At 63.7% G+C, this 22,618-nt stretch carries 24 protein-coding genes; 10 read left to right on the plus strand and 14 right to left on the minus strand.

Annotated features, from left to right (window positions below):
• Positions 1 to 3: 3 nt before the first annotated feature.
• Complete coding sequence (gene grxC, locus ISM_RS06510) at positions 4 to 261, minus strand: glutaredoxin 3 (protein WP_009813336.1); 258 nt, start codon at positions 259 to 261, stop codon at positions 4 to 6.
• A 32-nt stretch (positions 262 to 293) separates the two neighbouring features.
• Complete coding sequence (locus tag ISM_RS06515; RefSeq protein ID WP_040617910.1) at positions 294 to 1,040, minus strand: double zinc ribbon domain-containing protein; 747 nt, start codon at positions 1,038 to 1,040, stop codon at positions 294 to 296.
• 15 nt (positions 1,041 to 1,055) lie between these two features.
• Between ISM_RS06515 and ISM_RS06520 the strand changes: the two genes are divergently transcribed.
• Together ISM_RS06520 and hemH are read left to right on the plus strand one after the other, a co-directional pair.
• A complete protein-coding gene (locus ISM_RS06520; RefSeq protein ID WP_009813338.1) occupies positions 1,056 to 1,877 on the plus strand; it encodes a methyltransferase domain-containing protein in 822 nt (273 codons plus the stop codon).
• 53 nt (positions 1,878 to 1,930) lie between these two features.
• Entirely contained in the window at positions 1,931 to 2,986 is a 1,056-nt protein-coding gene (hemH, locus tag ISM_RS06525) for a ferrochelatase (RefSeq protein ID WP_009813339.1), read from the plus strand.
• Positions 2,987 to 3,063: 77 nt separating this feature from the next.
• Here the strand turns inward: hemH and ISM_RS06530 are convergent, their stop codons facing one another.
• The gene (locus ISM_RS06530) at positions 3,064 to 3,252 is read right to left on the minus strand and encodes a hypothetical protein (RefSeq protein ID WP_009813340.1); all 189 of its coding nucleotides are present in this window, start codon (positions 3,250 to 3,252) and stop codon (positions 3,064 to 3,066) included.
• Positions 3,253 to 3,392: 140 nt separating this feature from the next.
• Positions 3,393 to 3,986 carry a L,D-transpeptidase gene (locus ISM_RS06535; protein WP_338053135.1) on the minus strand — a complete coding sequence of 198 codons (594 nt, stop codon included), beginning with the start codon at positions 3,984 to 3,986 and terminating at the stop codon, positions 3,393 to 3,395.
• Between the two features lie 179 nt (positions 3,987 to 4,165).
• On the opposite strand from ISM_RS06535, the gene dalA reads away from it, so the two are divergent.
• On the plus strand, positions 4,166 to 4,678 hold the full coding sequence (dalA, locus tag ISM_RS06540) for a divisome-associated lipoprotein DalA (RefSeq protein ID WP_040617912.1): 513 nt from the start codon (positions 4,166 to 4,168) through the stop codon (positions 4,676 to 4,678).
• Positions 4,679 to 4,747: 69 nt separating this feature from the next.
• Here the strand turns inward: dalA and ISM_RS06545 are convergent, their stop codons facing one another.
• The 5 genes from ISM_RS06545 to hslO all read right to left on the minus strand — a co-directional run bounded on the left by ISM_RS06545 (position 4,748) and on the right by hslO (position 9,302).
• On the minus strand, positions 4,748 to 5,233 hold the full coding sequence (locus tag ISM_RS06545) for a L,D-transpeptidase family protein (RefSeq protein WP_009813343.1): 486 nt from the start codon (positions 5,231 to 5,233) through the stop codon (positions 4,748 to 4,750).
• A 120-nt stretch (positions 5,234 to 5,353) separates the two neighbouring features.
• The gene (locus tag ISM_RS06550; RefSeq protein WP_009813344.1) at positions 5,354 to 6,586 is read right to left on the minus strand and encodes a class I SAM-dependent RNA methyltransferase; all 1,233 of its coding nucleotides are present in this window, start codon (positions 6,584 to 6,586) and stop codon (positions 5,354 to 5,356) included.
• Complete coding sequence (locus ISM_RS06555) at positions 6,583 to 7,719, minus strand: CCA tRNA nucleotidyltransferase (protein WP_009813345.1); 1,137 nt, start codon at positions 7,717 to 7,719, stop codon at positions 6,583 to 6,585. Before ISM_RS06555 ends, ISM_RS06550 begins: the two co-directional genes overlap by 4 nt.
• Positions 7,709 to 8,326, minus strand: a complete 618-nt coding sequence (locus ISM_RS06560) for a CoA pyrophosphatase (RefSeq protein ID WP_009813346.1) — start codon at positions 8,324 to 8,326, stop codon at positions 7,709 to 7,711. Before ISM_RS06560 ends, ISM_RS06555 begins: the two co-directional genes overlap by 11 nt.
• Positions 8,316 to 9,302 carry an Hsp33 family molecular chaperone HslO gene (hslO, locus tag ISM_RS06565; protein WP_009813347.1) on the minus strand — a complete coding sequence of 329 codons (987 nt, stop codon included), beginning with the start codon at positions 9,300 to 9,302 and terminating at the stop codon, positions 8,316 to 8,318. Before hslO ends, ISM_RS06560 begins: the two co-directional genes overlap by 11 nt.
• An 84-nt stretch (positions 9,303 to 9,386) precedes the next feature.
• On the opposite strand from hslO, the gene ISM_RS06570 reads away from it, so the two are divergent.
• Positions 9,387 to 9,821, plus strand: coding sequence for an NUDIX domain-containing protein (locus ISM_RS06570; RefSeq protein WP_009813348.1), 435 nt, complete (start codon positions 9,387 to 9,389; stop codon positions 9,819 to 9,821).
• Positions 9,822 to 10,185: 364 nt separating this feature from the next.
• On the opposite strand, the gene ISM_RS06575 is transcribed toward ISM_RS06570, so the two are convergent.
• Entirely contained in the window at positions 10,186 to 11,463 is a 1,278-nt protein-coding gene (locus tag ISM_RS06575; RefSeq protein ID WP_040617913.1) for a PP2C family protein-serine/threonine phosphatase, read from the minus strand.
• A gap of 146 nt (positions 11,464 to 11,609) precedes the next feature.
• On the opposite strand from ISM_RS06575, the gene ISM_RS06580 reads away from it, so the two are divergent.
• Complete coding sequence (locus tag ISM_RS06580; protein ID WP_009813350.1) at positions 11,610 to 11,933, plus strand: Hpt domain-containing protein; 324 nt, start codon at positions 11,610 to 11,612, stop codon at positions 11,931 to 11,933.
• On the opposite strand, the gene ilvA is transcribed toward ISM_RS06580, so the two are convergent.
• A complete protein-coding gene (ilvA, locus tag ISM_RS06585; protein ID WP_009813351.1) occupies positions 11,930 to 13,165 on the minus strand; it encodes a threonine ammonia-lyase IlvA in 1,236 nt (411 codons plus the stop codon). The genes ISM_RS06580 and ilvA overlap by 4 nt on opposite strands.
• 139 nt (positions 13,166 to 13,304) lie before the next feature.
• On the opposite strand from ilvA, the gene ISM_RS06590 reads away from it, so the two are divergent.
• The 4 genes from ISM_RS06590 to dctP all read left to right on the plus strand — a co-directional run bounded on the left by ISM_RS06590 (position 13,305) and on the right by dctP (position 17,829).
• Positions 13,305 to 14,531, plus strand: a complete 1,227-nt coding sequence (locus ISM_RS06590) for an argininosuccinate synthase (protein WP_009813352.1) — start codon at positions 13,305 to 13,307, stop codon at positions 14,529 to 14,531.
• A gap of 370 nt (positions 14,532 to 14,901) precedes the next feature.
• Positions 14,902 to 15,396 (plus strand): TRAP transporter small permease subunit, encoded by a 495-nt coding sequence (locus ISM_RS06595; protein WP_009813353.1) that lies wholly within the window; start codon positions 14,902 to 14,904, stop codon positions 15,394 to 15,396.
• Positions 15,393 to 16,718: a TRAP transporter large permease gene (locus tag ISM_RS06600; protein ID WP_009813354.1), complete on the plus strand. Its 1,326-nt coding sequence runs from the start codon at positions 15,393 to 15,395 to the stop codon at positions 16,716 to 16,718. Before ISM_RS06595 ends, ISM_RS06600 begins: the two co-directional genes overlap by 4 nt.
• A gap of 37 nt (positions 16,719 to 16,755) precedes the next feature.
• Positions 16,756 to 17,829, plus strand: coding sequence for a TRAP transporter substrate-binding protein DctP (dctP, locus tag ISM_RS06605; RefSeq protein WP_009813355.1), 1,074 nt, complete (start codon positions 16,756 to 16,758; stop codon positions 17,827 to 17,829).
• Between the two features lie 60 nt (positions 17,830 to 17,889).
• Here dctP and ISM_RS06610 read toward each other — a convergent pair whose 3' ends face one another.
• Positions 17,890 to 18,609: a sulfotransferase-like domain-containing protein gene (locus tag ISM_RS06610; RefSeq protein WP_040617915.1), complete on the minus strand. Its 720-nt coding sequence runs from the start codon at positions 18,607 to 18,609 to the stop codon at positions 17,890 to 17,892.
• Between the two features lie 180 nt (positions 18,610 to 18,789).
• On the opposite strand from ISM_RS06610, the gene msrA reads away from it, so the two are divergent.
• Positions 18,790 to 19,449, plus strand: coding sequence for a peptide-methionine (S)-S-oxide reductase MsrA (msrA, locus tag ISM_RS06615; protein ID WP_009813357.1), 660 nt, complete (start codon positions 18,790 to 18,792; stop codon positions 19,447 to 19,449).
• Here the strand turns inward: msrA and ISM_RS06620 are convergent.
• Together ISM_RS06620 and ISM_RS06625 are read right to left on the minus strand one after the other, a co-directional pair.
• Positions 19,439 to 20,299, minus strand: coding sequence for a PfkB family carbohydrate kinase (locus tag ISM_RS06620; protein WP_009813358.1), 861 nt, complete (start codon positions 20,297 to 20,299; stop codon positions 19,439 to 19,441). The two genes, msrA and ISM_RS06620, sit on opposite strands and share 11 nt — an antisense overlap.
• Positions 20,300 to 20,337: 38 nt before the next feature.
• Entirely contained in the window at positions 20,338 to 22,593 is a 2,256-nt protein-coding gene (locus tag ISM_RS06625; RefSeq protein ID WP_040618361.1) for an NADP-dependent malic enzyme, read from the minus strand.
• Between the last annotated feature and the right edge of the window lie 25 nt (positions 22,594 to 22,618).

The raw sequence follows: 22,618 nt of genomic DNA on the forward strand, positions 1-22,618 counted from the left end.
CGCTCATGCCGCCAGAAGCGCGTCCAGCTTCCCGGCCCGCTCAAGCGCATAAAGGTCGTCACAGCCGCCAACATGGGTGTCACCCACGAAAATCTGCGGCACGGTCCGCCCGCCATTGGCGCGCTGGATCATCTCCGGCTTGCGGTTCGGGTTCTCGAGCACGTCAATCTCGGTGAAATTGACGTTCTTTTCCTTCAACAGCCGCTTGGCGGCGTGGCAAAAGCCGCAGAGCGGCGATGTGTAAATCTCGACTTGTTTCATTTGGGCACCTGCATCATTGCGTTGCCCAATACCTAAGTCGCACGGCCCGCTCTTGCCAGTACCAAGATGCTCACCTCTGCGGCACCATGTGTTACAAGCGCCTCCGCCGCCGCCGACAGGCTCGCCCCCGAGGTCATCACGTCATCGACGATGAGAACCGGCCGCCCGGCAATCCGCCGCCGCTGCCCCTCGCGCAGGGTGATCGCCCCGGCCATGGTCTGAAACCGGTGATCATGGCCCATCCCCCCAAGGCTCGGCGTGGCGCGCGCCCGGATCAACACATCGGGCCTGTGCCGCAGCCCGGTTTCCCGCGCCAGCGCCTCGGCCAGATGCGCCGATTGGTTGAACCGCCGTTTGACCAGCCGCGTCCAATGCAAAGGCACCGGCACGATGAGCATATTGCGCGCAAAAATCTCCCGCCCCGCCCGCGCGAGCCACCGCCCCGCCGGGCGCAGCACATCATGCCGATCCCCATGTTTGAGCCCAAGCACAAGCCGCCGCCCCATGCTCTCATAGAGCATCGCCGCCCGCCCCCGCGCCCAGGGCCGCACCCGCACCAGACAGGCATCGCATTGCGCAGGCTCCGCCCCCGGCCCGCCCGGCTCCTGTTCACCGGGCAACGGAATGCCACAGGCGTCACAGACCAGCCCCGAAATGAACGGCGTCTCGCGCCAGCACGGCCCGCACAGACCAAAGTCGCTCTCGACCCGCGCCCCACAGCCAAGACACCGCGGCGGATAGAGGGTTTGCAGAACGGATTGGACTACGCCCCCGTTCATGTATATTTCCGCGCCATGACCACGCCTCCCCAGCTGACCGACCGCCAGGCCCTATGCCGCAACCGCGCCCGCGCCGCCCGCGCCCCGGCGCTGTTCCTGCATGAAACCGCCCGCGACGAGATCCATGATCGGCTGGCGATCGTTAATAAAGAATTTACCAAACCCGCCATTGTCACCGGGATGCCGGATTTCTGGGCCGATGTGCTGCCCGGCGCCACGCTGGTCGAGGATGCCGAGACGCTCGCGCTCGATCCCGGCGCGCATGATCTGGTGATCCATGCCATGGCGCTGCATTGGGCCAATGACCCGGTGGGACAGCTCATCCAATGCCGCCGGGCGCTGGCCCCCGATGGGCTCTTTCTCGGCGTGCTCTTCGGCGGCGAGACCCTGCATGAACTGCGCGCTGCGCTGGCCCAGGCCGAAAGCGATATGCGCGGCGGGCTCTCGGCCCGCGTCGCGCCCATGGCCGAGATCCGCGACCTCGGCGCGCTGATGCAGCGGGCGGGCTATGCGCTCCCCGTCGCCGACAGCGTGCCGCTCACCGCCGCCTATCGCTCGGCCCGCCACCTGATGCAGGATCTGCGCGCCATGGGTGAGACAAATGCGCTCACATCACGGCCCCGGCGCTTTGCCCGACGTGACGTCATGGCCCGCGCCGAGACGCTTTATGCCAATAACTTCCCCCATGGCGAGGACCGACTCCAAGCCACGTTTGACCTTATTTTCCTCACCGGCTGGGCCCCCGACCCGTCGCAGCCACAGCCCCTGCGCCCCGGCTCTGCCACAGCCAGCCTCGCCGCGGCGCTCGGCACCGAGGAAACCAAGCTCAAAGATTGACGCCCCGGCCCCACCCCCTATCTGGGGCCTGATGACCGCGAGAAAGATGTGACATGACGCTCGACGCCCAACGCCCCGACCACGCCCCCAGCGACCACCCGGCCCTGCGCCATGGCCGCACCGGCATCCTGCTGGCCAATCTCGGCACCCCCGATGGCACCGATTACTGGTCCATGCGCCGCTACCTGAGCGAATTTCTCTCGGACAAGCGCGTCATCGACTATCCGAAATGGAAATGGCAGCCGATCCTGCAGGGCATCATCCTGACAAAGCGACCCTTTGCCAGCGGAAAAGCCTATAAATCCATCTGGAACGAAGAGCGGGATGAAAGCCCGCTGATGACCATCACCCGCGATCAGACCGACGCCATCCGCGCCGCGCTCACCGCCGATTACGGCGATCAGGTCATGGTTGATTTCTGCATGCGCTACGGCAACCCCTCGACCGCCTCCAAGGTCCGCGAGATGGTGGCGGCGGGCTGCACTCGCATCCTCTTCTTCCCGCTCTACCCGCACTATGCCGGGGCCACCTCGGCCACCGCCAATGATCAGTTCTTCCGCGCCCTGATGGAAGAGACCTGGCAGCCCACCGCCCGCGTGGTCGAACCCTATTTCGAGAATCCCGCCTATATCGACGCGCTCGCGCAATCCGTCGAAAAGGCCTATTCAGAGACTGATACGCCGCCCGAAATGCTCGTCGTCTCCTACCACGGCATGCCCCAGCGCTACCTGACTCAGGGCGACCCCTATCATTGCCAATGTCAGAAAACGACGCGGCTCCTGCGCGAACGTCTGGGCTGGGATAAGGACCGGATCACCACCACCTTCCAATCGGTCTTCGGCCCCGAGGAATGGCTGCGCCCCTACACCGTCGAAGAGGTCGCCCGCCTCGCGCGGGACGAGGGCAAGACGCGCATCGCCGTGATCGCCCCGGCCTTTTCCGCCGATTGCATCGAAACGCTCGAAGAGATCAACGAAGAGATCCGCGAGAGCTTTGAAGAGGCCGGCGGCGAGAGCTTCACCTATATCCCCTGCCTCAACGACACGCCCGATCACGTCGCAGCCCTCACCGCGATCATCCGCGAAAACCTGGGCGGCTGGGTCGCCTGATCGCCTAAGGCCTTGGCCCAAAACGAAAAAAGGCGGTGGAAACTCCACCGCCTTTTCCCTGTCCTGTGAGGGACGTATTAGTCTGCAGCGATAACCGCGGCCACAACGGCCAGCAGCAGCAGCGGAACCCAAACGCCAGCAGCCGACGAGCTTGCAGCGGTTTCTTCAACGATGACGGGGGCTTCCATCACGGGCTCGGACAGGTTGCCGGCCGAAGCGGTGGTGGCAGCAGCAGCGAAAGCAACGGCGAGTGCGAGTTTTTTCATGGTCTTCTCCAGTATTGGCCGGGCGCCATTTTCCTGAGACGTCCGGCAAAATGACTTATCTCGTGACCGCCGAATAATCAGCTAACCCGTTCGCTTGCAAACACGATTTTCATCTCCGCCACACAATCCACACGGGATTGTCAAATTAGCAACACTTGCGTACCAACTTTGGTCATCCCGTAGAGCTGTGCGATATGCTGGTTGTACAGCCCGATACAGCCGTTCGACGACCGCCGCCCGATCTTGCGCGTATCATGGGTGCCGTGGATCCGGTAATAGGTCCAGCTGAGATAGAGCGCATGGGTGCCAAGCGGGTTGTCCGGCCCCGGCCCCACATAACTCGGCCAATCCGGGTTCCGCTCGAGCATCGAGGGCGTCGGACGCCATTCCGGCCCTTCCACCTTGCGCACGACGCTGGTCCGGCCCCGCCGGGTGAGCTCTTCACTCATCGGCACGCTCGACGGAAAGAGGAAATACTCGCCCGACTCGGTCCAGAAATGCAGCGCCCGCGAATCGATATCGACCAGCACCGCGCCATTGTTCAGATTCGAGAAATAGGGCTGCCAGTCCAGCGACCGAAAGGCAGAGACATTGCGCCGCACTTTGCTCGAAATGTCTTGTTCCATCTCGATTGTCGAGGCGCTGTTGAGATCCTGGGCCATGGCCGGCGCGCCAACACAGGCGGCGGCACCCATCAGGAAATGACGTCTGTTCAGGGGGCTTTTCACAGTCATGGACATACCTTGTCTCCAGTTATCCTCGTCAAAGCTACAGCTGACTATATATGGCGCGAATGCCGCAGTGACAAATCAAACCAATGTGCACTGACGGTCCTCCGCCGATGCGGGTTTGATATGCCACAGGATATTCACTAGAGAGGGTCGGTGTTCAAAATTTGATCTGGTAGGGCAACATGACACGACTTCTGGCTATCTTGGCAACCGCATTGCTGACGCTCAGCGCATGTGCTCCCGCACCTGTGTCGACAATCGGCCCCGATGGCAAACCTCTCCCGCAGGTCTATCGCATCCGCAATGCCGATACCTCGCGCATTCAGTACCGGATGCTCGACTCGGTCAACGCTCTGCGCGAGGCCAAAGGTGCCGCCCCGGTGGCGCTCAACGCTCAGCTCACCGCCGCCGCCGCCACCCATGCCCGCGACATGAGCGTGCAAAACCGCCCCTGGCATTTCGGCTCCGACGGCTCCTCGCCGATCGACCGGGTGCGCCGCGTCGGCTACACCGGCGAACTGGTGGGCGAAGCGATCTCGGAAACCTACGAGACAGAGCTCGAAACCCTCGCCGCCTGGATGGAAGAAGAAGGCTCGCGCCGCGTGATCCTCGATCCCGCCGCCCGCGAGCTGGGCTTTTCCTGGCTGCAGGAAGACAATGGCAAGATCTGGTGGACCCTCGTCATGGGCCGCTAAGGCCCACGCCATCTCGATCTTGCGGATGGGCCACGACGGCCCATCCCACTCTCTCAAAAACCGATCGGCTTAGGGCGTGATGGTGATCGGCGTGCCGTTCTTCACCATCGCATAGATATCCTCGATCTCGCGGTCCTTGACCGAGATACAGCCCGCCGTCCAATCCGGGCCATTGCCCTTTTTCTTGGTGTTGGGCCGGCCATGGATAAAGATATCGCCGCCCGGCGTCTTGCCCTGCGCCAGCGCATAGGCCCGGTCCCGCATGTTCGGATAATCGAGCCCGATCGACAGGTGGAAATCGCTGTTCGGATTGCGCCGGTCGATCACATAGCGGCCTTCCGGCGTCTTGCCATCGCCCTGAAACTGCTTGTGCCCCTCGGGCGCAAAGCCAAGATCGATGTCATAGGCCTTGAGCACCTGGTTGTGATGCAGCAGATACATCCGCCGCGCCCCCTTGTTCACGAGAACATGGGTCACCTCCGGGCCGTTATAGGTTTTGAATTTGGAACTACACCCCGAGAGCGCAACCGCGCCGATCAGGGCCACCATCAACATCAGGTATCTCATTTACACTGCCCCACTGGTCTTATGCCTGTTGCCGCAAATTAACGCATCTCGGCGCCTCGCAACAGGGGGGACATGCGCAGAGCCGTTAAAAATCTGGCGAATGCGCCCCTACGACGCCTCCGGCCGCGCAAAGCTGGTGACAAGCTCGACATGCGATGACCAGCGGAACTGATCCACCACCCGGACCGGCCCCATCTCATAGCCCGCCGCCAAGAGATGCCGCGCATCGCGGGCAAAGCTCGCCGGGCTACAGGACACATAGGCGATCCGCGCCACATCGCTCTGGGCGAGCTCGCGCACCTGCGCCTCTGCCCCCGCCCGTGGCGGATCGAGACAGACGCCGTCATACTCCCGCAGTTCCTCGGCCCGAAGCGGATCACGAAACAGGTCGCGCACCTCCGCCGTCATCGTCCGAAGCCCCTGCACATTGCGCCACCCCGCCTGCAGCGCGTCGATCATGTCCCGCGCCCCTTCGACCGCATGAACCTGCGCCGTCTCGGCCAGCGGAAAGCTGAACGTGCCACAACCGGCGAACAGATCGACCACCTTCCCGGCCCCGGCCAGCGCCGCGCGCACATCCGCGACAAGCGCCGCCTCGCCCTCGCGCGTCGCCTGCAAGAACGCCCCCGGCGGCGGCACCACCTGCGCCCGGCCAAAGCTCTGCGCCGGCGGCAGCTCTTGGCAGACCACATCGCCCTCATGGCTGAGCCGCGCCAGCTTTTGCCGCCGCGCCACATCGCCCAGCGCCGCCCGCAGCGGCCCATCCAAGGGCTTAGCGCCGCGCAGATCCACATCGAGCCCCGCCGCCGTCACCGTGCAGGCAATCGAAATCTCGCCCTTGCGGCTGCCCGCCACTTCGGCCAGCTCCGCCGCCAGCGCGGTGCCGCGCAACAGATCGGGATGCAGCAGCTTGCAATCGGGAATGTCGATGATCGCGTCCGAGGCGCGGGCGTGAAACCCGGCCATCGCGCCCTTTTTCGTGCGCCGCGCCGAAATCGTCGCGCGGCGACGGCTCTGCGCCGGGCTCACATGTATCGGCAGATAGCTGGCCTCGATCCCCTGCGCCCTGAGCGCCGCCTCGACGATCCCCTGTTTCCACTCGGCCACGAAATCATCGCTGGCATGTTGCACCGCACAGCCGCCGCAGGATTTGAAATGACGGCAGGGCGGCCGCACCCGGGTGTCGCTCGGCGTCTCGATCCGCACATCGCAGATCCGCTGCCCCTCGAGCCGCCCGGTGACCACCTCGCCCGGCAGGGTCATCGGCGCAAAGACCGGCCCTTCGGCCACGCCATCCCCATGATGACCCAACCGCTCGATGACCCAGCTTTCAGCGCTCACAGCAAATCCTCTTTCGTCTTGGTGAAACCGGAGGCGATCCAACGGGCCTCGATCTCTTTCAACTTCGCCCCCAGCGCCGCGCCCTCATACTCGGGCATCAGATCCCGCGCCGTGACCGGACAGCGCGCCCCGGCGCCGCGCCGGATCTGCGCTGGCCAATCCTCGGGCTGCGGCAGCCCCAGCGCCATCCGCAACAGCACGATATCGCGCGCCGCTTCGGCCCCGTGCCGATAGCCGAGAGTGGCCGGATCGTCCACCGCCGCGATGCCGTCGCGATACCGACGCAATACCGACGTCTCGTTTTTGCTCAATCGCAGCCGGTCTTCCACCTCTTCGCCGCCAATCAGCGCCAGCCGCCGCATCGCCTCCGGCGGTGCACCGGCATGGGTCTCGAGCGCCACCAGAACCGGCACCGCGCTCACATCCGCCCCCGGCAAGACCCGCATCAACACCCCGCACTGCGCCATCGCCGCAAGGCTCATCGACGGCTCCGGCGCCGCCAGAAGCTTGCGCATCTCGGCCCCCACCCGCTCCCGCGCGAGCCGCTCCAACCCGTCGAGATGTTCGGCAATCGCTGCCAGCGCCTCAGGGTCCAGACCGTCCCGGCCATAGATCGCGTTGAACCTGAAAAACCTGAGGATTCGCAGGTAATCCTCCTCGATCCGCCGCCCCGCATCCTCGATGAATCGCACCCGCCCAGCCCGCGCATCCGCGACCCCATCCACCGGGTCGATCACCGTCCCGTCACCTTGGGCATAGAGCGCATTCATGGTGAAATCGCGCCGCCGCGCATCCTCTGCGAGATCGTCGGTAAAGGCCACTTTCGCGTGCCGCCCATCCGCTTCTTCATCGCGCCGAAAGGTGGTGATCTCAAACGGCTCCTCGCCGCTCACCACCGTCACCGTCCCATGGTCGAGCCCCGTCGGCACCGCCCGTAGCCCCGCCGCCTCCGCCAGCGCCATCACCCTCTTGGGCCGCGCATCCGTGGCAATATCCATATCCGTGACCGGCAGCCCCATCACCGCATTGCGCACCGCCCCACCTACGATGAGCCCGCGATGCCCGGCCGCTTCCAGCATCGCCAACACCGCCCTGAGCGGCGCCGCATCGAGCCAATCGCCCTCAATCCTCATCGGCCACCGCCTCGGCCAATTGCCGCAGGAACCGCGCCGTCGCCCCCCAGATATAATAGGGCCCAAAGGGCGCCACGTAATAGCGCCGCCGCATCCCCCGCCAGCGCCGCGCCTCGATGCGATAGCGCCCCAGATCGAGCACATGATCGAGCGGCACTTCAAAGACTTCCGCCACCTCACCGGCTTCCGGCACCGGGGTAAACACATCCCGCACCCGCGCCACAACCGGCGTCACCGTGAAGGATGTCACCGTCTCATGCGCCGGCAATTGCCCCAACACCTCGGCATTGCGCGGGTCGAGCCCGATCTCCTCATGCGCCTCGCGCAGCGCGGCCGCCACGACATCGGCATCGCCCTCATCCTGCTTGCCGCCGGGACAGGCAATCTGACCCGGGTGATGGCGCATCGCCGACGAACGTTTGGTGAGAATGACCCGCGCCCCCTCGGGCCGCAGGAGAATGGGCACAAGCACCCCCGCCGGACGCAACCGCCGCCCCTCGGGCAGCACCACATCCGGGTTCAGATCGAAATCCGACGACGGCCGCATCGGCCGCGCAAGGGCGCGGATCACCCGATCCAGCGCCCCCTCCTGCAGGTCAATCGTCATTGCCATCCGCTTCGAACCCGAGCGTCGCCGGATCGAGATCGTAATGCCGCCCGCAGAACTGGCAATCCGCGGTGACGCGCCCCTCTTCCGTGGTCATATGCGCGATGTCGCGGGCCGAATAGATCGACAGGCTCTGGCGCACACGGTCCTCGGAACAGGTACAGCCAAACCGCACCGGCTGCGTGTCGAAAATCCGCGGCTGCTCTTCGTGGAACAGCCGATAGAGCAGCTCGCTCGGCGCCACCGACGGCCCGATGAGCTCGAGCTCTTCGGCGGTGTCGAGCAACACATTCGCCCGACCCCAATTCTCGCCATCCTCGCCCTCGACCAGATCGGCGGCCTGCAACAGCCCACCCTCGCCGCTGCCGCCGCCTTTGGCATGGGGCGACGCCTTGGGCATATGCTGGAGCATGATGCCGCCCGCGCGCCAATGCTCGGCCGACCCCGCCTCGGTCGACTGACCAAAGCTGAGCTTGAACCGCGTCGGCAATTGCTCGGACTGCGCGAAATAGGCCTCGGCACAGCTGGTGAGACTATCGCCCGCGATCGGCGTGATCCCCTGATAGGGGGTCGTGCCCTCGCCCTGATCGATCATGATGGCGAAATACCCCTCGCCGAGCTGCGCAAACGGCACCTCATCAGTAAGCCGATCGCCGTCGAAGGAGGCATAGGCGCGGATGCGCGCCGGCTCGCCCTCTTCGGTGGGCGCATAGTAATCGGTGGCGATCATCCGCACCGCGCCCTTGGTCTGCACCTGAAGCTGCAGCTTCCAGCGCAGGCTGATCGTCTGGCCGATCAACGCGGTCAAGAGCGCCATCTCGGCGATGAGCGCCTCGACCTGGGCCGGGTAATTGTGCTGTTGCAGAATGCCTTCCAACACGCCGTCAAGGCGCGCGACGCGTCCGCGAACATCGCAATTGTCCAATTGAAAGGGCAGGACCGTGTCGTCCCAGGCGATTTTCTGTGCAAGTGTCATGGGGTTTCCTATTGGGCCTGGAATTGGCATATCGCGTCTAGATAGGAAGGGGCAAGCAATGCTCCAAGGGAAAGGTGGCAATTCATGCGGCGGGTCGGCGAAGCGGTACATCCTGACATCACCTATAAACTGCGCCCCGGCGCCTATGCGATTCTGCCCCATGGCAGTGGCGTGCTGCTGACCCATCAGGACCGGCCCGAGCCGGAATTGCAGCTCCCCGGCGGCGGCATCGACCCCGGCGAATCGCCCCTGCAGGCGCTGCACCGCGAGGTCTTCGAGGAAACCGGCTGGCGCATCGCCGCGCCGCGCCGCCTCGGCGCCTATCGCCGCTTTGTCTATATGCCGGAATATGATCTCTGGGCCGAAAAAATCTGCACCATCTACGAGGCCCGCCCCGTGCGCCGCCTCGCCGATCCGGGCGAGCCGGGCCATACGCCCATCTTCACCGACTGGCAGACCGCGATGACCGAGGTCGCCAGCATCGGCGACCGCATGTTCGTGCAGGATTATTGCCGCTGACCCCGATCTCGGCAGTATAGCCGCTGAAGGTTTGTGCAGGTCCCGAACGCGGCCCCCCGTCCCTTCCGCTTTCGGCAAATCGTCGGCTTTTTTGTCGCGGCAAACCCTCCGCTTTTGTCTCGGCACCCCGCCCGTTCCGATCTCGGCCAATCCCGTGGCGGCACGCGCAGCCACATCCCGAAATCTCTCTACCCCTCCGCAATCGTGGCGGGTCCTAACCCTCCAACTCACCGAGTTGATCAAGCCTCCCGATGGTGCCCCAGCGCCTCCCGCCGCTATCCCGCGCCGCGACCCCGGCCAATCGCGGATCTTGATCGAGACCTTCCGAGACACCCCAGCTGCGCGACATCGGAAAAGCTGCCTTCTACCCTTGAAAATACCCTCCTCTGAATTCGAGCAGCACCGCCGAGACATCATCCTCGAACCGGTCGCCCCCGGCATGATCCGCCAGTTTCCAAATCACCGATTCGAGACAGGCCTGCCCCCGCGTCTGGTTGAGATCACTCAGAATACGCTGCAACCCTGCATCGCCGAGCTGCCGCCCCGCCGGATCGGCGCATTCCACCACCCCGTCGGAATGGATCATCAGCCGGTCACCGGGGCCAAGCCGCGCCTCGATCCCGTCATAGCATGCGCCGGGGATGAGCCCCACAGGCAGCCCGCCCTGCCCGAGCAGCTCACAGGCCCCCGACCGGCGCTGGATCACCGGATGCGGATGGCCCGCCTGCGCCAGCCGCAACCGCCCGCTGCCAAGATCAACCTCGGCGAGGCAGATCGTGAAATAATGCTCGGTCTCCATATCCTCGAGGCACATGCTGTTGAGCGCCGCCAAAGTATCCTGCGGCGGCCGCATCGCAAACCGGCCATCGTCGCGGCGATAGAGGGCGACATTCTGCTCCGGCACGCTCGCCGACAGATAGCCCGCCAGCCGCGCCGTCATCAGCGCCGAACTGATCCCATGGCCCGACACATCGAGCGCATAGATGCCGATCACCTCGTCGCTCACCTGAAACATGCCGACGAGATCGCCGCCCACATGCCCCGCCGATTGCAGCAAAAGCGACACCTGCGCCGCGCCGAAATCGCGATAGCGCTCGGCGATCAGCGATTGTTGCAGCTTGCGCGCCTCGATCAGGTCGCGGTCAATCGCATCATAGAGCTGCTGCAACTGATCGAGCGTCTCGGTCACCAGCCGGTTCTTCTCGACCATCTCGCGCTGCATCCGCAGGATGCGTTCGCCCGCCGAAATCCGCGCCCGCAGCTCGCCGCCATTGACCGGTTTGGTCAGGAAATCATCCGCCCCGGCATCGAGCCCCGCCGCCACCTCTTCCTTGTCGCTCTTGGCGGTGAGCAGGATGAAATAGCCATAGCGCGCCCCGGCCAACCTGCGAAACGCCGTGCAGAACTCCGGTCCGCTCATCCCCGGCATCATCCAGTCGCTGAGCACCAGATCCGGCAGCGCCTCGTCACAAAGCGCCAGCGCCTCCGCCCCCGACCCTGCCTCGCGCACGCGATAGCCCCAGCGCCGCAGCAACCCGCCCGCGATGCGTCGCTGCAACCGGCTGTCGTCGACGATCAGCACCTCCCGAATGGCCGAGCCTTCGGGCAAAACCTCCTCTATCACGTCCCGCTCTGGTCGCATCACGCCGCCTGTTTGGTTTCACGGCCCCGGTATGACAGGCGGCGCTTAACAGGGGGTGAAAGCGGGGCGGAAAAATTGCCGGGCCAGGCTTAGGGATTTGTTAGGATTTCTGCGCGATTGTCGCCGCAACAGAAGCGAGCGACGCCATGATCGATTGGGACCGGGTCACCGAACTGCGCGAGGAATTCGGCGACGGGGATTTTCAGGATATCGTCACCCTGTTCCTCGATGAGGTCGAGGCAGAGCTCGGTTCGCTGCGCGGCACCACCCCGCGCGAGGGGCTCGAGGGCAGATTGCACTCCCTCAAAGGTAGCGCGCTCAACCTCGGCTTTACCGAGTTCGCGGCGCGTTGCCAGGCGGGCGAATCCCTCGCCGCCTCCGGCGCGGCGCAACAGGTCGATCTGGCCGCGATCTGCACCGCCTATGATCGGTGCAAATCGCAATTTCTTTCGGGGGTCCCTGGCTCTTAAATCAGGAACTCGGCCAGAACCTCATCCTTGGTGATGTCGCGATAGGCAAAGCCCTGCGCCTTGAGCGCCGCCTCGATCCGCGCGAAATTCTCGGCATGTCCCGTCTCGATCCCGATCAGCACCGAGCCGAAATTCCGCGCCGATTTCTTGAGATATTCGAACCGCGCAATATCGTCCTCCGGCCCAAGGATACTGAGAAAATCCTTGAGCGCCCCGGGCCGCTGCGGCATCCGCAGGATGAAATATTTCTTCACGCCCGAATGCCGCTGCGCCCGTTCCTTGACCTCCGGCAGCCGCTCGAAATCGAAATTGCCGCCCGAGGTGACGCAGACCACCGTCTTGCCCGCGATCTCGTCGCGCATATCCTTGAGCACATCCACCGACAGCGCCCCCGCCGGCTCAAGGACAATCCCCTCGATATTGAGCATCTCGATCATCGTGGTGCAGAGCCGATCCTCGCAGACGAGCCTTGACCGCGCCGGATCGAGATCACGCAGCCGCGCGAATGTCTTCTCACCGATCTGTGCCACCGCCGCGCCATCGGCAAAATTATTGACCTGCGCCAGCCGCACCGGCTCTCCCGCCGCCAGCGCCGCGTTGAGACAGGCACCGCCCTCGGGCTCGACAAGGGTGATCCCCACCCGATCGCCGAAATAGCTCCGCACCCCGGACGACAGCCCACCACCGCCCACCGGCATCACGATCTCATCCGGCAGCCCGCCGAGCTGCGCCTCGATCTCCGCCGCGACCGAGGCCTGCCCCTCGATCACATCCTCGTCGTCGAAAGGCGGCAGGAAATGCCCGCCGATCTGCGCACAATGCGCCTGCGCCGCCGCCAGCGTGTCGTCGAAATAATCGCCGATGAGCTTAATCTCGACACTCTCCCCGCCGAACTTGGCCGTTTTGCCGATCTTCTGCTGCGGCGTTGTCACCGGCATGAAAATCACGCCCCGCACCCCGAAATGCTGGCACATAAAGGCGACGCCCTGCGCATGGTTGCCGGCGCTCGCGCAGACAAACACCGGCGCCTCGCCGCGTGCCATCACCTTGCGCATCGCATTGAACGCACCGCGCAGCTTATAGCTCCGCACCGGCGTCAGATCCTCCCGCTTGAGCAGGATATTCGCGCCGTAACGCTCGGACAGATGTTCATTGCGCAGCAGCGGCGTCTCGGGGAACACCTCGCGCATCGCGCGCTCGGCGGCGCGGGCCTTATCGATGAAATCACTCATGCCGCTCTGACTGCGCCATTCCCGCCGCCAAGGCAAGGCTTCCGGCCAAAGAATACAGGCGCATACCGGCCCTGACTTGCCGACACCGGCGAAACAGGCTAAGCGCCCATGGATCACGATACGAAAGGGATTCCTGCCCATGTCCGCGCCCAAAAAAGTCGTTCTGGCCTATTCCGGTGGCCTCGATACCTCGATCATCCTGAAATGGCTGCAAACCGAATACGGTTGCGAAGTGGTGACCTTCACCGCCGATCTCGGCCAGGGTGAAGAGCTTGATCCCGCCCGCAAGAAGGCAGAGCTGCTCGGCATCAATCCCGACAATATCTATATCGAGGACATCCGCGAGGAATTCGTCCGCGATTTCGTCTTCCCGATGTTCCGCGCCAATGCGCTCTACGAGGGCCAGTATCTGCTCGGCACCTCCATCGCCCGCCCGCTGATCTCCAAACGTCTGGTCGAGATTGCCGCCGAAACCGGCGCCGATGCCGTGGCCCATGGCGCCACCGGCAAGGGCAATGATCAGGTCCGGTTCGAACTCGCGGCCTATGCGCTCAACCCCGACATCAAGGTGATCGCCCCCTGGCGCGAATGGGATCTCACCTCGCGGACCAAGCTGCTGGAATTTGCCGAGGCGAACCAGATCCCGATCGCCAAGGACAAGCGCGGCGAAGCCCCCTTCTCGGTCGATGCCAACCTCCTGCACACCTCCTCCGAGGGCAAAGTGCTCGAGAACCCGGGCGAAGAGGCCCCCGATTACGTCTATCAGCGCACCGTCTCCCCCGAGGACGCGCCCGACACCGCCGAGATCATCGAGATCGGCTTTGAACGCGGCGACGCGGTGAGCATCAATGGCGAGGCGATGAGCCCCGCCACCCTGCTCACCCGCCTCAACGAGCTGGGCGGCAAGCATGGCATCGGCCGTCTCGATTTCGTCGAAAACCGCTTTGTCGGCATGAAATCGCGCGGCATCTACGAGACCCCGGGCGGCACCGTGCTGCTCGAGGCGCATCGCGGCATCGAACAGATCACCCTCGACAGCGGCGCAGGCCATCTCAAGGACAGCCTGATGCCCCGCTATGCCGAGCTGATCTACAACGGTTTCTGGTACTCGCCCGAACGCGAAATGCTGCAGGCCGCCATCGACAAGAGCCAGGAACATGTGACCGGCACCGTCCGGATCAAGCTCTACAAAGGCGCGGCCACCTGCATCGCCCGCTGGTCGGATCACTCGCTCTATTCCGAGGCCCATGTGACCTTCGAAGAAGACGCCGGTGCCTATGATCAGACCGACGCGCAGGGCTTCATTCAGCTCAACGCGCTGCGGCTCAAGCTTCTCGCCGCCCGCAAGCGCCGTCTCGGCAGCTAAGCCCAACCGCTACGCTTTATTCCACACGAGGCCCCGCCAGAGACCGCTCTGGCGGGGCCTCTTTTTTGGGCACATGGCTCGCCTTATGGTTGTGTGTCCGGATGAGGCCCTTTAGGTCGGTTCAGCAAGGCTCTGACTGAGTCCCGGGCCGGGTCCCGGATGGGACCTCACCCCCGCGCCACTCTTGCAAATTTCCGCCAGATCCCCGAAAAATCGCGTAGCTTGTGTACCGTTGCACACAGTAGAAATACGTTAAATCACAGTTATTTATCTGAAATATCACGAATAATTGAACAAGCGTTCACCGAATATCTTGCACTTTGTATACAAAAAGTCCAAGCTCCGCGCGGAGCAGAGGGAGGGGTAAGACATGGTCATCAAAGCCATCGACGGCCTGAATGAAATCACCGGGCGGATCGTGTCGATCTTCGCCGTGTTTTTCGCAGCCATCATCATCTACGACGTGTTCATGCGCTACGCGCTGAACGAACCCACACGCTGGGCCTTCGACGTGAGCAAACAGCTCTTCGGGTTCTATTTCATCATGCTGGGCGGCTATGCGCTGCGCCACAACGCCCATGTCCGCGTCGACATCCTGACCGAGAAATTCGGGGCCGGGCTGCGCCGCATCGTGGCGGTGCTGGGCTACCTGATTTTCTTCTTTCCCTTCACCTGGGTCTTCACCACCCGCAGCTATGAGTTTGCGCTGCGTTCGTGGAACCAGGGCGAAGTGACCTATGGCGCGGTGCAGCTGCCGGTCTACCCGCTGAAAATGGCCATGTGCCTCGCCGCCGCGCTGCTCTTCCTGCAAGGCATCTCGCAAGTGCTCAAGCTCATTCTCAACCACGAGGAGGCCGTCACATGAACCCGGAACTGATCGCCCTTATCATGTTCGGCCTTCTGGTGCTTGGCCTGTTCATGGGTCACCCGCTGGCCTTTGTCCTTGGCGGCACCGCCGTTCTGACCACCTTCATCGTCGGCAAGCCGATGGTGCTCGGCATCGTGATCAACCGGATCTATGGCGATGTGCTCGACAATTACACGCTGATCGCCATTCCACTCTTTGTCTTGATGGCCAGATTCCTATCGGATTCAGGCGTCACCGACCGCATGTTCGAAACCCTGCGCCTGCTGATGAGCCGGGTCCGCGGCGGTCTCGCCCTCGCCGTCGTCTTCATCTCGATCCTGCTCGCCGCCACCACCGGCATCATCGGGGCCTCGATCACCGTGATGGGCGTGATGGCGATGCGGCCGATGCTCAAATACGGCTATGCCCCGACGCTGACCTCCGGCGTGATCGCCGCCTCCGGCTGCCTCGGCATCCTGATCCCGCCGTCGATCATGCTCATCCTCATGGCCTCCTATTCGCCGCTCTCCGTGGGCGAACTCTTTGCCGGCGCGATGCTGCCCGGCGTGCTCCTCGGGCTGAGCTATGCGGTCTATGTCTATGTCATCTCGGTACTGCGCCCCGATCTTGCCCCCATGGTCGAGGCCGAAGAGAAGATCTCGCGCGGCGAGTTGATGCGCATGCTGGTGATCGAAGCCATGCCGCCGCTGGTGCTGATCTTCGGCATCCTCGGCACGCTGCTCCTGGGCATCGCCACCGCGACCGAAGCCTCGGCCATCGGTGCGGCTCTGGCCCTGCTGATCGTGCTGATGCGCCGCAAGTTCGAATGGAAGACCTTCTACAGCGCCATGCTCGAAACCGGCCGCACCTCGGCGATGATCCTCTTCATCGTCGTCGGCGCCACCGCCTTTACCGGGGTGTTCAACATCACCGGCGGCCTGCGCGCGACACAGGAGATCATCCGCACGCTCGATATGGAGCCCTGGATGCTGATGACCATGATGCTCTTCATCGTCTTCATCCTCGGCGCCTTCCTCGACTGGACCGGCATCGTGCTGCTGTCCTTCCCGATCTTCCTGCCGATCATTCAGGAGATGGACGGGGTCAGCCTGCTGTGGTTCGTCGTGCTGATGGCCGTGGTTCTGCAAACCTCGTTCCTGACGCCACCCTTTGGATATGCGCTGTTTTACCTGCGCGCCATCGCGCCAAGCGATGTGCGCACCGGACAAATCATCAAGGGGGTTCTGCCCTTCATCGGGCTGATCGTCGTCATGTGCATGGTGGTGGCACTATTCCCGCCGCTCGTCACATGGCTGCCCGAAACGCTTTACACCAAATAAGTTAACCAAGAGAGGAGAAAGACCAATGGCATCACGTATGATCGCCCTCGCCGCCGCAACTGCTGCGCTTCTGGCGGGCCCGGCCAAGGCCGAGGAAAGCTGGACCATGACCACCACATGGCCCTCGTCGCTCGAACTGATCGAAATGGACAAGCATTTCGTCGAGCTGGCCAACAAGCTCACCAAAGGTGAACTGACCATCGAATTCTTCGAAGGCGGCTCGCTCGTGCCCTCCGGCGAAGTCTTCGGCGCTGTCGAAAGCGGCACCATCCAGGCCGGCGGCGACTGGCCCGGTTACTGGGCTGGCCGTGACGCGGCCTTCTCGGCCCTGGCCACCACGCCGAGCCTCTTCAACGCCGTCGATTACGTCAACTGGATCCAGCAATGGGGCGGTGCCGAGCTCTATAACGAGATCTACGGCCAATTCGGCATGGTCTACCTGCCCTATGCCGTCACCAACAACGAATCGGGCTTCCGCACCAACGAACCGATCCGCAACCTCGACGACCTGCAAGGCAAACGCCTGCGTCTCTCGGGTCTCGAACAAGGCCGCCTGCTCGAACGTCTCGGCGGCAACCAGGTCTCGATGGCCGGTGGCGAGATCTACCAATCGCTCGAACGCGGCGTCATCGACGGGGCCGAATTCTCGACCCCCAACGTCGACTGGTCCGGCGGCTTCCAGCAGGTCACCAAATACTGGGCAACCCCCGGCTGGCACCAATCGGCTTCGGTCTTTGGCGTCATGATCAACAAAGCCTCCTGGGACGCGCTGACCCCCGAGACCCAGGAAAAACTGAAGATCGCCGCCGATGCCTCGCTGCTCTGGTCGCTGGCCTTCACCGAAAAACGCGCGACCGAGGCCTATGCCCAGTTCGACGACGCGGTGGAAATCAACCGCTATGACGACGAGACCCTGACCAAGATTCAGGAAATGGCGAACGAAGTCATCGTGGAAACCGCCTGCGAGAACCCGAACTCGGCCAAGGTCTACCTGTCGATGGTCGAATATCTCGGCGATTACGCCCAGTGGCGCGATGCCTCGGCCCCGTTCAACCTGGGCCGCACGCCCAACGGTCCCGACGTGGCCGCCCTGCGTGACTGCGTCAAGTAAGCGACGAAAACAGTCTCTGTAAAAGCGAAATGCCCGCCAAACCGGCGGGCATTTTTCATGTTAGACGACGATCCTGTTGCGGTAGAGCCGCCGATAATAAGGCATCGCCTCCTCCACCAGCGCGCCCAGATCACCCGCAAGCTCCGGCAGGGGCGCGATCTCGCTGTTGAACCCGGTGCTGCGATGCGCCGTGCCGTACCAATGCTTGGCCCAGACCCCATCCGCCGCATGCCCGCCCTTGGGCCAGCTGAGCATCTGCGGCAAAAACTCGATCCCGAGCTCCTCGCAAAGCGCCCGCAGCATCGCCTCCGGCGCCGCGCGAATGTCCTCGCTGTCCACGACGATCGGATCATCCCCCATCGCCCGCGCATAATCATAGAGCTCGACCTGCTGGCGCAGACCAATATCGTCGAGATCGGGATTTTCCCGCTTCGCCGCATAGCTCGCCACCACCCGCGCCGGATGCCGGATGAGAAACACGTTCTTCACATCGCCCAGCCAATAGCGCGTGATCCCCTCCACCATGTGATGCGACATATGCTTTTGATACTGCAGCGGCAGCCGTCCGGGGATCGGCCCGAGCAGCGTCTCGATCACCTCACCGGGGTTCTGCGGCTGGCTGGCAATGATCTCCGGACGCATCGGATGGTTGATCCCGGTCTGTAACAAATAGACCGCATAGAACGGTTCGTCGACAATGTCGCAATCCCCACGCGCACCAAAGGCATACATCATGGCCGTCGAGAGATTCCGAGGGCCAGACCACATTGCAATCCGCATAACTTATTGTTTTCCTTTGGGTTTACTTGGGTGCGAGCGTTAACGTTCCGTTAACCTATCCAATCCCGCTTTGAATGCCAAACTGTAAACTCCCCTCACTAGCCCGTGACCTCACGTAGCTGTGGCTTTTGATTACAGCCCATCCCGGGCAGGCTTGTCACACATCGAAAGGAACACAGGATGACACATATCCACCCTCTCAAGAACGCGGCGCTCGCCCTCTCGATCCTGCTGGGCTGCTGGGCCAGCGCCAACCCGGCCGAGGCCGCCGAGACCCGAACGCTCACCGTTGCAGGCGGCTGTTTCTGGTGCGTCGAATCCGATTTCGAATCCGTCCCCGGCGTCTCCGAGGTGGTCTCGGGCTACACCGGCGGCAAGGTGAAAAACCCCGATTACAAACAGGTCACGCGCGGCGGCACCGGCCATTACGAGGCGGTGCAGATCCACTATGATCCCGCCCGCGTCTCGCGCGACACGCTCCTGTCGATGTTCTTCCGCTCGATCGACCCGACCGATGCCGGCGGCCAGTTCTGCGACCGTGGGGCCAGCTATCGCAGCGCGATTTTCGTCTCTAACCCGGCGGAAAAGGCCGCAGCCGAGGCCGCCAAGGCCAAGGCCGCCAAACAGCTCGGCCAGAAGATCGTGACGCCGATCCTCCCCGCCGCCACCTTTTATGAGGCCGAGGCCTATCATCAGGATTACTACAAGGGCACCAAGCTCGTGGTCACCCGCGCCGGCCCCAAGAAACAATCCTCCGCCTATAAATTCTACCGCGAGGCCTGCGGTCGCGATCAGCGCGTGAAACAGCTCTGGGGCAAATCCGCGCCCTTCACGGGCTGAGAAACCTCTCAACCTCCGCCCGATCCGGCACCGCCCCCGCGGCCCCGGGTCGGGTCACCGACAGCGCCGCCGCCGCCGCCGCGAGTGCCATGGCCTCTTCCGGCCCGCGCCCGGCCTCGAGCCCCGCCACGACATAGCCCGCAAAACAATCCCCGGCCCCGGTGCTGTCCACCGCCTCGACCGCAAATCCGCGCTGCTGCAGACGGGCCTCGCCCTGCCGCCACTCGGCCCCCGCCGCTCCTTGAGTGACCAGCGTCGCGCAATCCGCAGGAAGAGCGATCCCCGCCGCCCCCAGCGCGACAAATTCGCCCTCATTCAGCAATAACAGAGACACATATGGCAACACCCGGCGCAGCGCTTCGGCCTCGAAGGGTGCCGCCGAATAGGCCACCTGCACGCCACGCACTTGGGCCAACTGCGCCGCCTCTTGCTGATGCGAGGTCTCATTTTGCAGCAAGAGCCAATCCCCCGGCCCGGCCTGACCCAGCGCCGCGTCGATCCGCGCCAGATCCTGCCGCGCATTCGCCCCGGCAAAGACCGTGATCACATTCTCGCCCTTGGCATCGACATGGATGATCGCATGGCCGCTTGGCCCCGCATCCTGCGCCACATGGCGGCACTCCACCCCGTAAGAGGCGAGCTCTGCCACGCACCAATCGCCTTCCGCGCCGACCATCCCGATATGGACCACCCGCGCCCCGGCCCGCGCCGCTGCGACCGATTGGTTCGCGCCCTTGCCGCCGAGACCCCGGCGCATTTCCTGCGCCACGATGGTTTCGCCGGGCCGGGCCAGCCGCGCCACCCGATAGGTGACATCGGCATTGATCGAGCCGAGACAATAGACCGTCACCGCCGCCCTCTTTCCAATTTCGGGCGGCGGCGCATGGCTTAGCCCACCTTGCAGGCGGCCAGAACCGCCATGTTGAGGATGTCATTGGCCGTCGAGGTCGAGGAACAGATCTGGATCGACTTGTCGACCCCGGCCAGGATCGGCCCGATCACCGTCGCCCCCGCCATCTCCTGCATGAGCTTGACTGAGATCGACGCCGAATGCCGCGCCGGCACCACGAGGATATTCGCAGGCCCGGTGAGCCGCTGGAACGGATAGCTCTTCTGCGCCTGCAGATTGAGCGCCACATCGACGGTCATCTCGCCTTCAAATTCGAAATCGACCCCCCGCGCCTCGAGCACATTGGGCGCCAGATGCATCTTCTCCGACCGCTCCGACCGGGGATAGCCAAAGGTCGAAAAGCTGACGAACGCCACCCGAGGCTCGAGCCCGAGATGCCGCGCCACCCCGGCCGACCGCTCGGCGATATTGGCGAGATCGGTCTCATCCGGCCATTCATGCACCAGCGTATCGGCAATCAGCACGACCCGCCCTTTATGCATCACCGCCGTGACGCCGACCGCGCCATGTTCCGCATCCGCGTCAAACACATGGTTGATCAGGTCGAGCACATGCGAACTCTTGCGCGTCGCCCCGGTGACAAGCCCGTCGCCATGCCCATGCGCCAGCATGAGCGAGGCAAACACATGCCGATCCCGCGCCGCCAGCCGGTGCACATCATGCCGATCATGGCCCTTGCGCTGCAGCCGCTTGTAGAGAAACGCCTTATATTCCGCCAAATGCTCGGTATTGGCGGCGTTGACGATCTGCAATTCGCTCACCGCATCGCCAAGCCCGCTCGCCTCGAGCTTGGCCTTCACATCCGCCTCGCGCCCCACAACCAGCGCCTCGCCGAACCCGGCCCGCTGATATTGCACCGCCGCGCGCAGCACCTTGGGATCGTCGCCCTCGGCAAAGATCATCCGCGCCTGCGCCGCCCGCGCCCGCGCATTGATCGACCGCAGCATGCTCGCCGTCGGGTCCATCCGCGATTTGAGCGTCAGCTCATAGGCCTCCATATCGACAATCGGCCGCCGCGCCGCACCCGTGTCCATACAGGCCCGCGCCACCGCCGGCGGAATCGTATGAATAAGCCGCGGATCGAACGGTGCCGGAATGATGTAATCGCGCCCGAAACTCATCTTGCGCCCATAGGCCATGTCGACCTCATCGGGCACATCCTCCCGCGCCAGCCGCGCCAGCGCCTCGGCACAGGCGATCTTCATCTCGTCATTGATCGCCCGCGCATGCACGTCGAGCGCCCCGCGAAACAGATAGGGAAAGCCCAGAACGTTGTTCACCTGGTTCGGATAATCGCTCCGCCCGGTGGCCACGATGGCATCGCTGCGCACCTCATGCGCCTCTTCCGGCGTGATCTCGGGATCGGGGTTCGCCATGGCAAAGATCACCGGATCCTTGGCCATGCTCTTGACCATCTCCTGCGTCACCGCGCCCTTGGCACTCACCCCGAGGAACACATCCGCCCCCACCATCGCCTCTTCGAGACTGCGCAGCTCGGTCTTCACCGCATGGGCCGATTTCCACTGGTTCATGCCATCGGTGCGACCCTGATAGATCACCCCGCGCGTGTCACAGACGATGCAATTCTCATGCCGCGCCCCCATGCTCTTGAGCAGCTCGATACAGGCAATCCCCGCGGCCCCCGCCCCGTTGAGCACGATCTTCACATCCTCGATCTTCTTGCCCGACAGATGCAGCGCATTGATCAGACCCGCGGCACAGATCACCGCCGTCCCATGCTGATCGTCATGGAACACCGGAATATCCATCACCTCCTTGAGCCGCTGCTCGATGATGAAACATTCCGGCGCCTTGATATCTTCGAGGTTGATCCCCCCGAACGTCGGTCCCATCAACCGCACCGCCTCGATGAACTTCTCCGGATCCTCGGTGTCGAGCTCGATATCGATGCTGTTCACATCCGCGAAGCGCTTGAACAGAACCGCCTTGCCCTCCATCACCGGCTTGGACCCGAGCGCCCCGAGATTGCCAAGACCCAGAACCGCCGTGCCGTTGGAAATCACCGCAACGAGATTGCCCTTGTTGGTATAATCATAGGCCGTCTCGGGCGCCGCCGCGATCGCCTCGCAGGGCACCGCCACGCCGGGCGAATAGGCCAGGCTGAGATCGCGCTGCGTGGTCATCGGGACCGTGGCGGTGATCTCGAACTTGCCGGGCGTCGGCTCAAGGTGAAAGGCCAGCGCCTCTTCGCGGGTAAACTTGGGTTTCGACATGTCGTTCGCTTGTTCCAGAAGGTCG

The sequence above is a fragment of the Roseovarius nubinhibens ISM genome, from assembly GCF_000152625.1.
GTDB lineage: Bacteria > Pseudomonadota > Alphaproteobacteria > Rhodobacterales > Rhodobacteraceae > Roseovarius > Roseovarius nubinhibens.

What these genes read in the sequence shown, in the direction of transcription:
- grxC (WP_009813336.1), bottom strand. Translation starts at nt 261, where the DNA reads ATGAAACAAGTCGAGATTTACACATCGCCGCTCTGCGGCTTTTGCCAC.
- ISM_RS06515 (WP_040617910.1), bottom strand. Translation starts at nt 1,040, where the DNA reads ATGAACGGGGGCGTAGTCCAATCCGTTCTGCAAACCCTCTATCCGCCG.
- ISM_RS06520 (WP_009813338.1), top strand. Translation starts at nt 1,056, where the DNA reads ATGACCACGCCTCCCCAGCTGACCGACCGCCAGGCCCTATGCCGCAAC.
- hemH (WP_009813339.1), top strand. Translation starts at nt 1,931, where the DNA reads ATGACGCTCGACGCCCAACGCCCCGACCACGCCCCCAGCGACCACCCG.
- ISM_RS06530 (WP_009813340.1), bottom strand. Translation starts at nt 3,252, where the DNA reads ATGAAAAAACTCGCACTCGCCGTTGCTTTCGCTGCTGCTGCCACCACC.
- ISM_RS06535 (WP_338053135.1), bottom strand. Translation starts at nt 3,986, where the DNA reads ATGACTGTGAAAAGCCCCCTGAACAGACGTCATTTCCTGATGGGTGCC.
- dalA (WP_040617912.1), top strand. Translation starts at nt 4,166, where the DNA reads ATGACACGACTTCTGGCTATCTTGGCAACCGCATTGCTGACGCTCAGC.
- ISM_RS06545 (WP_009813343.1), bottom strand. Translation starts at nt 5,233, where the DNA reads ATGTTGATGGTGGCCCTGATCGGCGCGGTTGCGCTCTCGGGGTGTAGT.
- ISM_RS06555 (WP_009813345.1), bottom strand. Translation starts at nt 7,719, where the DNA reads ATGAGGATTGAGGGCGATTGGCTCGATGCGGCGCCGCTCAGGGCGGTG.
- ISM_RS06560 (WP_009813346.1), bottom strand. Translation starts at nt 8,326, where the DNA reads ATGACGATTGACCTGCAGGAGGGGGCGCTGGATCGGGTGATCCGCGCC.
- hslO (WP_009813347.1), bottom strand. Translation starts at nt 9,302, where the DNA reads ATGACACTTGCACAGAAAATCGCCTGGGACGACACGGTCCTGCCCTTT.
- ISM_RS06570 (WP_009813348.1), top strand. Translation starts at nt 9,387, where the DNA reads ATGCGGCGGGTCGGCGAAGCGGTACATCCTGACATCACCTATAAACTG.
- ISM_RS06575 (WP_040617913.1), bottom strand. Translation starts at nt 11,463, where the DNA reads ATGCGACCAGAGCGGGACGTGATAGAGGAGGTTTTGCCCGAAGGCTCG.
- ISM_RS06580 (WP_009813350.1), top strand. Translation starts at nt 11,610, where the DNA reads ATGATCGATTGGGACCGGGTCACCGAACTGCGCGAGGAATTCGGCGAC.
- ilvA (WP_009813351.1), bottom strand. Translation starts at nt 13,165, where the DNA reads ATGAGTGATTTCATCGATAAGGCCCGCGCCGCCGAGCGCGCGATGCGC.
- ISM_RS06590 (WP_009813352.1), top strand. Translation starts at nt 13,305, where the DNA reads ATGTCCGCGCCCAAAAAAGTCGTTCTGGCCTATTCCGGTGGCCTCGAT.
- ISM_RS06595 (WP_009813353.1), top strand. Translation starts at nt 14,902, where the DNA reads ATGGTCATCAAAGCCATCGACGGCCTGAATGAAATCACCGGGCGGATC.
- ISM_RS06600 (WP_009813354.1), top strand. Translation starts at nt 15,393, where the DNA reads ATGAACCCGGAACTGATCGCCCTTATCATGTTCGGCCTTCTGGTGCTT.
- dctP (WP_009813355.1), top strand. Translation starts at nt 16,756, where the DNA reads ATGATCGCCCTCGCCGCCGCAACTGCTGCGCTTCTGGCGGGCCCGGCC.
- ISM_RS06610 (WP_040617915.1), bottom strand. Translation starts at nt 18,609, where the DNA reads ATGCGGATTGCAATGTGGTCTGGCCCTCGGAATCTCTCGACGGCCATG.
- msrA (WP_009813357.1), top strand. Translation starts at nt 18,790, where the DNA reads ATGACACATATCCACCCTCTCAAGAACGCGGCGCTCGCCCTCTCGATC.
- ISM_RS06625 (WP_040618361.1), bottom strand. Translation starts at nt 22,593, where the DNA reads ATGTCGAAACCCAAGTTTACCCGCGAAGAGGCGCTGGCCTTTCACCTT.